The sequence below is a fragment of the uncultured Virgibacillus sp. genome, from assembly GCF_947495635.1.
GTDB lineage: Bacteria > Bacillota > Bacilli > Bacillales > Amphibacillaceae > Virgibacillus > Virgibacillus salarius.
Genome location: NZ_CANMAB010000117.1, coordinates 1 through 11953 on the forward strand (window position 1 = coordinate 1; position 11953 = coordinate 11953).

Annotated in this window: 11 protein-coding genes; all 11 read right to left on the reverse strand. The window is 36.1% G+C overall.

Annotated elements, in window-relative coordinates; genetic code table 11:
* Positions 1–116 precede the first annotated feature (116 nt).
* The gene (locus Q1A47_RS18150) at positions 117–566 is read right to left on the reverse strand and encodes a GatB/YqeY domain-containing protein (protein WP_026681188.1); all 450 of its coding nucleotides are present in this window, start codon (positions 564–566) and stop codon (positions 117–119) included.
* A 15-nt stretch (positions 567–581) separates the two neighbouring features.
* Positions 582–758 (reverse strand): 30S ribosomal protein S21, encoded by a 177-nt coding sequence (gene rpsU / locus Q1A47_RS18155; protein ID WP_019377991.1) that lies wholly within the window; start codon positions 756–758, stop codon positions 582–584.
* A gap of 140 nt (positions 759–898) precedes the next feature.
* Positions 899–1618, reverse strand: a complete 720-nt coding sequence (gene deoC, locus Q1A47_RS18160; RefSeq protein ID WP_299632642.1) for a deoxyribose-phosphate aldolase — start codon at positions 1616–1618, stop codon at positions 899–901.
* A 303-nt stretch (positions 1619–1921) separates the two neighbouring features.
* Positions 1922–3268: a tRNA (N(6)-L-threonylcarbamoyladenosine(37)-C(2))-methylthiotransferase MtaB gene (gene mtaB / locus Q1A47_RS18165; protein WP_121605274.1), complete on the reverse strand. Its 1347-nt coding sequence runs from the start codon at positions 3266–3268 to the stop codon at positions 1922–1924.
* Positions 3268–4026 (reverse strand): 16S rRNA (uracil(1498)-N(3))-methyltransferase, encoded by a 759-nt coding sequence (locus Q1A47_RS18170; RefSeq protein WP_121605275.1) that lies wholly within the window; start codon positions 4024–4026, stop codon positions 3268–3270. The genes mtaB and Q1A47_RS18170 overlap by 1 nt, the downstream gene beginning before the upstream one ends.
* 22 nt (positions 4027–4048) lie before the next feature.
* Positions 4049–4987, reverse strand: a complete 939-nt coding sequence (gene prmA, locus Q1A47_RS18175) for a 50S ribosomal protein L11 methyltransferase (protein WP_166530992.1) — start codon at positions 4985–4987, stop codon at positions 4049–4051.
* Between the two features lie 86 nt (positions 4988–5073).
* On the reverse strand, positions 5074–6201 hold the full coding sequence (dnaJ, locus tag Q1A47_RS18180; protein ID WP_121605277.1) for a molecular chaperone DnaJ: 1128 nt from the start codon (positions 6199–6201) through the stop codon (positions 5074–5076).
* A 190-nt stretch (positions 6202–6391) separates the two neighbouring features.
* The gene (gene dnaK / locus Q1A47_RS18185; RefSeq protein ID WP_121605278.1) at positions 6392–8227 is read right to left on the reverse strand and encodes a molecular chaperone DnaK; all 1836 of its coding nucleotides are present in this window, start codon (positions 8225–8227) and stop codon (positions 6392–6394) included.
* Between the two features lie 28 nt (positions 8228–8255).
* Positions 8256–8855, reverse strand: a complete 600-nt coding sequence (gene grpE, locus Q1A47_RS18190; protein ID WP_121605279.1) for a nucleotide exchange factor GrpE — start codon at positions 8853–8855, stop codon at positions 8256–8258.
* Positions 8856–8955: 100 nt separating this feature from the next.
* Entirely contained in the window at positions 8956–9987 is a 1032-nt protein-coding gene (gene hrcA, locus Q1A47_RS18195; RefSeq protein ID WP_121605280.1) for a heat-inducible transcriptional repressor HrcA, read from the reverse strand.
* Between the two features lie 186 nt (positions 9988–10173).
* A complete protein-coding gene (hemW, locus tag Q1A47_RS18200) occupies positions 10174–11328 on the reverse strand; it encodes a radical SAM family heme chaperone HemW (protein ID WP_026681197.1) in 1155 nt (384 codons plus the stop codon).
* Positions 11329–11953 lie beyond the last annotated feature (625 nt).

Genomic DNA, 11953 nt, shown 5'->3' on the forward strand with positions numbered 1-11953 from the left:
GAAAGGAGATTTTTCTGTTACAACTCTACAAGTTTAATTCTCACACAGGCAGAGCCTGTGGTTTAAAAAACATCAATAAAAAAGTCTCAGTTACTATTATAACTGAGACCTTTTATTTAATTACGTAACTGTTTTTGTACGAGTTTATTAATTTGAGAGCCATCTGCCTGCCCTTTTACTTTAGGCATGATTGCACTCATCACTTTTCCCATATCTTTCATAGAAGTTGCATTTACTTCGTGAATCGTCGACTGAACTATTGCCTCAAGCTCATCATCTGTGAGCTGTGCTGGCATATATTCTTGTAAAATGTTAATTTCATTTTCAAGTTTTTGCACAAGATCTTCGCGTCCAGCTGATTTGAATTCTTGGAGGGAATCTTTTCTTTGCTTAACTTCTCTAGACAATATTGTGGTTTCTTCGTCTTCTGAAAGTGAATCTTTGCCAAGCTTTATCGATTCATTTTGTATTGAAGCTTTTACCATGCGAATAACACTAAGGGTTTCTTTGTCTTTATTCTTCATCGCTTGCTTCATATCCTGATTCAGATTTTCAAGTAATGTCATGCATTTGCACCCTCTTTAGAATTTACGCTTTCTAGCAGCTTCAGATTTCTTTTTACGACGAACACTTGGTTTTTCATAGTGTTCACGCTTACGATATTCTTGCAATGTACCACTTTTGGATACACTACGTTTAAAGCGACGAAGAGCATCTTCAAGAGACTCGTTTTTACGAACGCGAGTAGTATTTGACATGCTAATTTCCCTCCCTCCGAAGCACAAAACAGATTGTACCGGCATGTTGTTCATTCCACATGCCTTTTTAAAGTATAATATATTCCTTTATTTTGGTCAACTGATTATTTCCAGCCAATTAATTTATTATACATAGAGATTTAATAATCAGCAGTACCTTGATCACCTTTTAAAATAGAAACTCCTGCACTTGCACCAATTCTAGTTGCACCCGCTTCAATCATTGCATTTGTCGTCTCTAAATCACGAACACCACCTGAAGCTTTAACTCCCATTTCTGGTCCAACCGTTTGACGCATTAAACGAATGTCCTCAACTGTAGCTCCGCCTCCAGAAAAACCTGTAGACGTCTTTACAAAATCAGCATTTGCTTCTTTAGCTAGCTTACATGCGCGAACTTTTTCTTCCTCGGTTAATAGTGATGTTTCGATAATCACTTTCGTCAATGCTTGTCCTTTGGCAGTAAGAACCAATTTTTCGATGTCTGACTTAACTGTCTCATCGTCTCCAGATTTAAGCGCACCAATATTGATTACCATGTCTACTTCTGTTGCACCATCTTTAATTGCCTGCTTCGTTTCTGCTACTTTTGCTTCCGTTGATGTTGCTCCTAGTGGAAAACCAATAACCGTACAAACCTTAACCGTTGTATTCTTTAATTTACTATAGCAATATGGAACCCAGTATGGATTTACACAAACAGATGCGAAGTCATATTCGATTGCTTCTTCTACGATTTGTGTGATTTTTTCCTTCGATGTTTCTGGTTTTAATTGTGTATGGTCAATGTATTTTGCCAATTGATTTGTCACATGAATCTTCCTTCCTATCATTGTTGTACGTACCTCTCTAGCTATCATAGCATGGAAGAGTATAAAAATCTAATTTCAGCTTTATAAACCAACATAGTCTCTATAGATTGACGAATAAACAAACTTAGAAATATCTGCAAATCATTGTCTGAAGTTCTATGTTTTAATTGAAAATAAATTGCTATACAAAAAAGGATCTACGACAGAAGTAATTTAAAAACAATAAAAAACGAAGGATAATTAGTTTTAAGTAATTATCCTTCGTTTTTTTCATAGAATAACTAATTCAGCATTTGGTTATTCGTATGTTGTGTAAAAAAGTTGTATTTTTTCTCAGCCCGTCATACGAATTTACTTAGCTTCTTCAAACAAAACATCTTCCATGATTCGTACAAATGTACCTTTATTTATTGGATAACCTGCTTTTGTTATTTTTACTCGAACTAATTTACCAATCATGTCCGGTGTACCCTCAAATTCAACCTTTAGATAGTTATCCGTGTAACCTATTAAATGATTTGGGTTGTTATCATCTGAAGCATGTTCTTCAGGGATAACCTCTAATACCTCATTTTCATACGTAGACGCATAGGCTTTGGCTAATTGATTAGATAACTCAATTAGCTGATGAACTCGTTCGTTTTTTACGTCATCATCAATTTGTCCATCCATTCGAGCTGCTGGTGTACCAGTTCTTCGTGAGAAAGGGAAGACATGCAATTCCGAGTAGCCTATTTCCTTAATATAGTTGTATGTCTCCATAAATTCTTCATCTGTCTCTCCCGGAAAACCAACGATAACATCAGATGTAATAGCTAGCCCAGGTAATGCCTTTTTCAGCTTATCAATTTTTTCTCTGTAATAGCCAGTAGAATATTTTCTTCTCATTCTTGCAAGAACAGAATCTGATCCTGACTGGAGTGGAATATGCAAATGTCTTACAACTTTTTCAGATTTATCTAGTACTTCAATAACTTCATCAGTAATCTGACTAGCTTCAATTGAAGAAATTCGAATACGTTTTAAACCATGAACCTTTGTTTCTAAATCACGTAGAAGCATCGCAAAATTGTAGTCTTTCATATCCTCACCATAGCCCGCTGTATGAATACCCGTTAAGACAATTTCCTTATAACCAGCATCTACCAGCTTCTGTGCTTGTCTAACTACGTTTTCAGGATCTCTTGATCGTAATAGCCCACGCGACCATGGAATAATACAAAATGTACAAAAATTATTACAGCCCTCCTGTATTTTTAAGGAAGCTCTTGTACGATCTGTAAATTCAGGTACATCCATTTCTTCAAATACTCTATTTTTCATGATATTTGAAACACCATTAATTGGTTCTTTCGTTTTCTTATGTTCTTCAATATAAGAAATCATGTTTTTTCGATCCTGTGTACCAACTACAATATCAACTCCAGGAATTTCCATTATCTCACCTGGTGAAGTTTGTGCATAACAGCCAGTTACACAAACAATTGCTTCAGGATTTTTTCGAATCGCTCGGCGAATTACTTGTCTGCTTTTCTTGTCACCTGTATTTGTCACCGTACACGTATTTATTACATAAACATCTGAATCATGATCAAATTCAACACGCTCATAGCCATGATCCATAAACATTCGCCATATACCCTCTGTCTCATAGTGGTTAACTTTACAACCTAATGTATGAAATGCGACTGTCGGCATTACTCACACCTCAATTCTTCAAAATGATAGGAAATACTAGCTAACGCATATAATGCCGCTGTTTCCGTACGTAAAATTCTTGGTCCTAATCGAACAGCTTGAAAACCGCTTGCTTTTAAAGCAATGGTTTCATCTTCTGAAAAGCCCCCCTCAGGGCCAATACAAATTAAAATTCGCTGTCGAGGCTTTAACTTGCGGAGATTTTCTCCAAAGGATTGGTAATTTGACGTCTTTGCCTCCTCTTCATAGGCAAAGAGTTTCATATCATAACTATCACTAAAGTCTATCAGTTCTTTTAAAGATTTACTGTATTGGACATTTGGTAGTTTATTACGGTGGCTTTGTTCACTAGCCTCTTTTATAATTTTTACCAATCGGTTTAATTTCTTTTCTTGCTTCTTTTCATCCCATCTTACAACAGAACGAGATGCTTGAAAAGGAATAAACGTGTTCGCTCCAAGTTCCGTTCCTTTTTGAAAAATTAGATCTAATTTATCTCCCTTAGGAAGCCCTTGTGCTATTGCTACTTCAACCGGTAATTCAGCATCTTGCTTAAGCCATTCTTTAATATCTGCATACACAACACCATTATCTAAGAACGTGATCCTACAAATTGCTGCCTGTCCATCCGGATGATTACAAATAATGCAATCCCCTGCTTTAAAACGCATCACTCGTTTCATGTGATGAACATCATCACCAGTTATTTTAATTGTAAATTCATTCCACATGCCTTTTGGAACAAAATATCTTTGCAACAACCCACACCTACTTTAACATCTACAATTTTTGTGCAACAATGGAGATCCAATCCTCCATCTCATTCATCTGAATGATTTGAAAACCTTGCTGCTCTAGACGATCCTTTACCATCTGTTTTTTATTTTGAATAATACCAGATGTTATAAAATAACCTCCAGGTTTTAGATTATTCCATGCATCGTCAACAAAACGAACGATAATCTCTGCTAAAATATTTGATACAATTATATCTGCTTCTATTGCTATATGATCCAATAAATTATTCTGCTTAACAGAAATCTTTTTTTCCATTTTATTTAATTTTGCGTTTAGAATTGTACTCTTTACAGCAGCATCATCTAAATCATATGCATGCACATGGCTTGCTCCCAATAATGCTGAAGCAATACTCAAAACTCCTGAACCAGATCCAACATCAATGACAGTATCTCCGCTTTTCATAAATTGCTCCAATGCCTGAATACTTAAGACAGTTGTAGGATGTGTACCCGTCCCAAATGCCATACCTGGATCAAGTTCTATGATCACCTCGTCAGTATCCACTGGTGTATATTCTTCCCATGTTGGAATGATCGTAATTTGCTTAGAAATTTTCACTGGTTTATAGTATTTCTTCCAGGCTGTTGACCATTCTTCTTCGTTTACTTCACTTAATGAGATTTGATTTCTTCCTAAATCAATATCATATAATAGGAGATTATTAATAGCTTGTTTTATTTCCTCAACCGTCTCTCCTAAAAAACTATTAACTGGAAGGTATGCTTTAATATAGACTCCTTCTTCTGGATATTCTTCTGGATTTAATTCAAATATTTCACCAAAAGCAGTGGAGTGCTCTTTTACTAAATCAATCGGGTCTTCAATAACGAGTCCACTTGCACCAGTTTCATGAAGAATATTCGAGATTGGCTCAATCGCTTCATTTGTTGTATGAATACAGAGTTCAGACCATTTCATACTGGATCCACCCATTTCCTTTTGAAATTATCATACACCTTACCGCTATCAATTCCTGTTATGTAAACGGTGCTTATAACACACCGTTATTCACTTTTGAACGCCTTCTTAAATCGATCAAACAATGAACTGCCTTGTTCATCCGTGGCATCGTGACCACCAATTTCGTTAAATTCACGTAACAGCTCTTTTTGGCGTTCTGATAATTTAGTAGGTGTCATGACTTTCACTTTAATATGCTGATCTCCATGACCATAGCCTCTAACGTTCGGCGCTCCTTTTCCTTTCATTCGGAACGTTTTCCCGGTTTGTGTACCAGCTGGTATTTTCAATTTTACCTTTCCATGGACTGTTGGAACCTCGATTTCATCACCTAATGCTGCTTGCGCGAAGGTCAATGGCAATTCACAGAAAATATGATCTCCTTCACGCTGGAAGAAATCATGCGGTTTGACTTGAACTACTACAAACAAGTCTCCTGGAGGACCTCCATTAACCCCGGATTCGCCTTTTCCTGATACCCGTATTTGTTGGCCTTCATCAATTCCTGCTGGGATGGTAATATGAATAGTTTTGCGCTTTTTAACCTTTCCAGTACCACCACACGTGTTACATTTATCAGGAATAATCTTTCCTGATCCACTACAATAGTTACAAACCCTTCGATTTACAACTTTACCAAATGGTGTATTTTGTTCCATATTTAATTGACCTGATCCCCCACAATGGGAGCATGTCTTTGCTTTCGTTCCTGGTTTTGCCCCAGATCCAGAGCAAGTATCACATGTTTCTTCTTTTGGTATCGTAATATCCGTTTCTTTACCAAATATTGCTTCCTCAAAATCAAGAACCATCGTATATTGGAGATCGGCTCCTTGCTGTGGTGCATTCGGATCTCTACTTCGTCCACCTCCACCAAAGAACATATCAAAAATATCACCAAAGCCTCCACCGAAGTCTTGCGAACCTCCGAATCCGCCGAAGCCTTGGTTTTGTGGACCAGCATGACCGAATTGATCATATTGAGCACGCTTTTGTTCATTACCTAGAACTTCATAGGCCTCTTTGGCTTCTTTAAATTTATCTGCAGCATTAGCTTCTTTATTAACGTCCGGATGGTATTTTCTTGCTAGCTTACGATAAGCTTTTTTTATTTCTTCCTTCGATGCCCCTTTATCGACACCGAGTACTTCATAATAGTCTCGTTTACTCACTTGACAATCACTCTCCCGATACTCACTTTTGCATAACTTTTATCTTACCACCTTATACAGTCTTGTGGCAAATGTTGAAACAAATACGCTAACGTGTAAAAAAGTCAAAGTCAAGAGGATCCTGACTTTGACTTTTAATTTACCGGATTAAGGATAGAAACTTAAGTTTCTAAACCTATTCATCCCAATATTATTTATTTTTATCTTCCTCATCATCAACCTCTTGATAATCAGCATCCACCACATCATCATCGCTATTACCAGCCTGATCTGATTGCTGTGCTTGCTGCTCTTGTTGCATTTGTTCATACATTTTCACGGATAATTGTTGAACTTGCTCTTGAAGAGCTTCTTTCTTTTCTTTAATTTGTTCAATATCATCAGCTTCAATGGCTTTTTGCAATTCTTCCTTAGCAGCTTCTGCTTTTTGTTTTTCATCTTCAGAAACCTTATCTCCTAAATCTTTAATTGTTTTATCTGTTGTAAAGATTAGTTGATCAGCTTCATTACGTAATTCAATTTCTTCGCGACGTTTTTTATCATCTTCCGCATTCTCTTCAGCTTCTTTAACCATGCGGTCTACTTCTTCATCTGATAGACCAGAAGAGGATTTGATTGTAATAGATTGTTCTTTATTTGTACCTAGATCTTTGGCACGTACATTTACAATACCATTCGCATCAATATCAAAGGAAACTTCAATTTGCGGTACTCCTCGTGGTGCTGGTGGAATATCCGTTAATTGAAAACGACCTAAAGTTTTATTATCTGCAGCCATTTCGCGTTCACCTTGTAGGACATGAATGTCTACTGCTGTTTGATTATCCGCTGCAGTCGAGAATACTTGAGAATGACTTGTTGGAATCGTTGTGTTACGCTCAATTAATTTCGTAGTTACAGATCCCATTGTTTCAATACCAAGTGATAGAGGTGTTACATCTAATAATACAACATCCTTCACGTCACCTTGTAGGACACCGCCTTGAATTGCAGCACCTAAAGCAACTACTTCATCAGGGTTAACTCCTTTAGACGGTTCTTTACCAATCGCTTGCTTGATTGCTTCTTGAACTGCAGGAATTCGTGTTGATCCTCCAACCAATATAACTTTATCAATGTCACTTGCTGACAAATCAGCGTCAGACAAAGCCTTGCGAGTAGGCACCATTGTACGCTCTACCAACTCTGAAGAAAGTTCTTCGAATTTTGCTCTTGTTAGATTCATTTCTAAGTGCAGTGGTCCAGCTTCTCCAGCTGTAATAAATGGTAAAGAAATTTGTGTTTGAGATACCCCTGATAGATCTTTTTTCGCTTTCTCGGCAGCATCCTTTAAACGTTGTGTAGCCATTTTATCTTTTGATAGATCAATACCATTTTCCTTTTTAAATTCTTGTACCATGTAATCGATAATAACCTCATCGAAGTCATCACCGCCAAGACGATTATCACCTGCTGTAGATACAACTTCAAATGTACCGTCACCGATATCTAGGATAGAAACGTCAAACGTTCCGCCACCAAGGTCGTAGACCAAAATTGTTTGGTCTTCGTTTTCTTTATCTATGCCATAAGCTAGTGCCGCAGCGGTTGGCTCATTAATAATACGTTCTACTTCCAAACCAGCAATTTTACCAGCATCTTTTGTTGCTTGTCGCTCTGCATCATTAAAATATGCTGGAACTGTAATAACAGCTTTACTTACTGTTTCACCGATATAATCTTCTGCAAATGACTTAATATGTTGCAAGATAATAGCAGAAACTTCTTGCGGAGTAAATTCTTTATCTTCTATCTTCACTTTATAATCTGTTCCCATATGGCGTTTTATAGATTGAATTGTGTTTGGATTAGTAATTGCTTGACGCTTTGCAACCTCTCCAACCTGTCTTTCACCATTTTTAAAAGCCACTACTGATGGAGTTGTACGGTTTCCTTCTGGGTTAGGTATTACTACTGACTCTCCACCTTCCATTACAGACACACAAGAGTTTGTTGTACCTAAATCAATACCAATTATTTTACTCATGATTATTCCTCCTTAGCTACGTAAACAATTATTTATTAACTTTTACCATTGCTGGTCTAATAACACGATCTTTCAACTTATAACCTTTTTGCAATTCCTCAACAATTACATTAGATGCCTTTTCTTCATCTTCTACTTGCATTACTGCGTGATGTAAATTTGGATCAAACTCCTCACCTACTGTAGCTATCTCTTCTACACCTTGTGAAAAGAGAGCATCCTTTAATTGATTGTAGACCATCGTAATCCCATCAATTAAACTAGATGTTGCCTCTGTTTTTTCAACTTGCAACGCCCGTTCAAAATTATCCAATGCGGGTAACAATTCTTGGATTAAATCCTGGGATTTATATTTTCGCTCTGCGTCCCTTTCTTTTAAGGTACGTTTCTTGAAATTATTAAATTCTGCTTGAACCCTTAACATTCTCTGATATATTTCATCCTTCTCTTTCTGGAGTGTATCCAACTCACTCTGTTCAATTGTCGAATGATTAGTTTTATCAGTTTCTACTTCTTCCTCTTTTGCATCGATTACTTCAATCGAGTCAGCAGTTTCTGCTTCTGCCTTTGCTTCTACTTTTTCTTCATCATCAGTAACGGTTCTCGTTTGTTTATCCTGTTCTTCCACGTGTGACACCTCCAATTTAAACTAACCAACATTCACTATAACACGTTGCACTTTTGAACGAAACAATAGCGAAGTCATGTTTTAATAAATTTCATAAGATTTATTCATTGTTTTTATACCACATATACAGTGCTTCTGTCATTTCATGTGACAAAATATTTAGTAATGAAATAACTCTTCGATACTCCATTCTTGTTGGGCCAAGTAATGCAATTGTCCCCGTCTGATCTTCTCCTAAGTGATAAGCTGCAGTAATTAAGCTCAGTTCTTTAATGGCTTCGACATTGTTCTCTCTTCCGATGGATACTTTAATCCCATCCTTGGACTGTTTCAGCATACTTGCAATCTCATCCTCATTTTCGATCATTGCATAGAAAGAACGTATTTTATCTACATCATTAAATTCCGGTTGCATCAGCATATTAGATTTTCCACCAATATATAATTTAACCGGATGATCTTGAATAAGTGCTGCATTCAAGTAATGGTATGAATTCTCTAGATTGGATACGTACTTTTTCATCATGGAAGCAATTTGTGAATTGAATTTTTCTGCCAATTGTATAATTGGTACGCCACTCAATTGGTCATTCATAATATTTACCATCTTTTCTATATCAGATGGTTCAATTTCATGAGGTATAGAAAATGACCGATGTTCCACATGACCAGTATTTGTAACAAGAATAGCAACCGCCGTATTCGACGATAAGGTAATAATTTGAATTTGCTTTAATTTTGTTTCAAATATTTCAGGTCCCAGAATGATCGTTGTATAGTTGGTTAATCGAGATAGAACTTCTGCTGACATCTGAACAATTTGTTCAAATTCAAAGAAATTATCTTGAATAATATGCTTAATCACATCGCCGTCTTCATGCATTATACTTGGAGAAATGAGATGGTCGACGTAATATCGGTACCCTTTTTCTGAAGGTACACGTCCTGAAGATGAATGCGTCTTCTCAAGGAAGCCCATATCCTCTAGATCCGCCATTTCGTTTCGTATGGTTGCAGCGCTAAATGAAATATGCTCTTTTTTCGATATAGCGCGTGAGCCAACAGGATGTGCCGACTCGATGAAATCATCAATAATTACTTGTAAAATCAATAATTGCCTTTCTGTTAACATGATGATCACCTCTGTTAGCACTCAACCTTATCGAGTGCTAATGCTAATTATAAATTACCAAATCCACTTTTCTTTGTCAACGAAATGACTTGTATCTCAGTATGTGCCATATAAAATAACCTGTACAAAAGAGAACAGGCTATTTTTACATATATCTCTTATCAATCAATCTTAGTGTCGACGTGACTATATTTGTACGGAATCCTCTAATAGAAATCTTTCGAATACTTCATTAGCTAATAATTTTCCTTCACTGGTTAAGCGAATCGACATATCATCCTCCTGTAACCAGCCCTTCTGCACAAGACTTTCAATGGATGACTTATACAACTTATCAGGAAAGAATCCAAATCTAGATGCAAAGGTCTGTTTGTTTACACCTTGCATTTTTCGTAAACCTAAAAACATTTCTTCCTCAATCTGTTCTTTATTATTAATTTGATCAATATGGAGAACAGGTTTGCCATCAGCCATTGCCTGTTTGATATATGCTGGTAATGGTCTTATATTGCCATACCTCTTGCCTGGAATATACCCGTATGCACCTGCTCCAAAACCATAATAATAATTATTATCCCAGTATGTTAAATTATGCTTGCTTTCAAACCCAGCTTTCGCAAAGTTACTTATCTCATATTGCAGTAATCCATGTTTTTTTGTAGTATCGGTTAAAATATGATACATTTCAACTTCTTCTTCCTGAGCTGGACGTTGCAGTTTTCCTTTTTTATGACGCTGAAAGAATACTGTTTTCGGTTCAATTTGCAATGCATACGTAGATAAATGTGGTAGTCCCAGTGCCATGGCCTGATTCAAAGAATTTTTGAAATGATCAATTGTTTGATTAGGTAGTGCATATATTAGGTCTGTACTAATATTAGTTATTCCGTTATTCTGAAGTAATTCAACAGTTTCATAAACATCCTTTACCTTGTGCAATCTACCTAGCTCTTTTAACATATGATCATCAAAAACTTGTACGCCAAGTGAGACTCTATTCACACCATATGTTTTTAATAACTTGACCTTTTCGTCATTAAAATCACCTGGGTTTGCTTCAATCGTGTACTCTTCACATTGAGTCATATCAAATTTCTTATCAATAAATGAGAGCAGTGATTCTAGTTGGTTAACAGATAAAGCTGTCGGAGTTCCTCCACCTATAAAAACCGTCTTTACTTTATTACCTGTATCGTCTACATATGTAGAAATCTCATTCTTTAATGCAACAAGATAATCATTAGCTCTCTTTTCATTATAAAAGAACTTTGTAAAGTCACAGTAGTAACAAATTTGCTGACAAAACGGGATATGGATATATACAGATTGAATTGCATTCATATTAGTGCTCCTTACGAAAAGGAAAAAGGAAAAACTGTTTTCCAATTTAACAGCTCTCCCTTTCCGTTTCAGATATTGATGATCCTTTATTCTAAAATTACCATAAAGACTTCTAATTGCTAATTGTATCTTTGTGTATTTTATTATATCTAACATTATTTATCAAGCCAAATAGCTCCTTGGAAGGATAAGCAAACTCCTAATACTGTAATCATTATGGGTATCATTAAACCTCATTTTTCCCTTAATTTAATTGCACCTACCAGCATTCCACCTTGATAAGAACTTTGAAGAAAACTTAAATCTAGAGAATTTCCTCGTAGAACTTGGTCCACGATGCAAGGTATACCCATGAGTAAAGGATCGAAGAAGAAAAAGAGTTTATTATAATGAGAATGATGAACATGTTATTTTAAGCTATGTAGTTTGTTTCATTTTGATTTCTCGCAAAATTTATGTGAATTTGAATGATCTCCCAAGGGGATGGATATATAGAACAAGTTAATACGAAGGGGAAGAGAAAAACGAAAAACCCCTCACTACATTTAGAGGCCACTGAAAAAGTCCAAAAAAGATATGATTTCCATTTTATTATGGGATTCATATCTTTTTTTAGTTACAATAA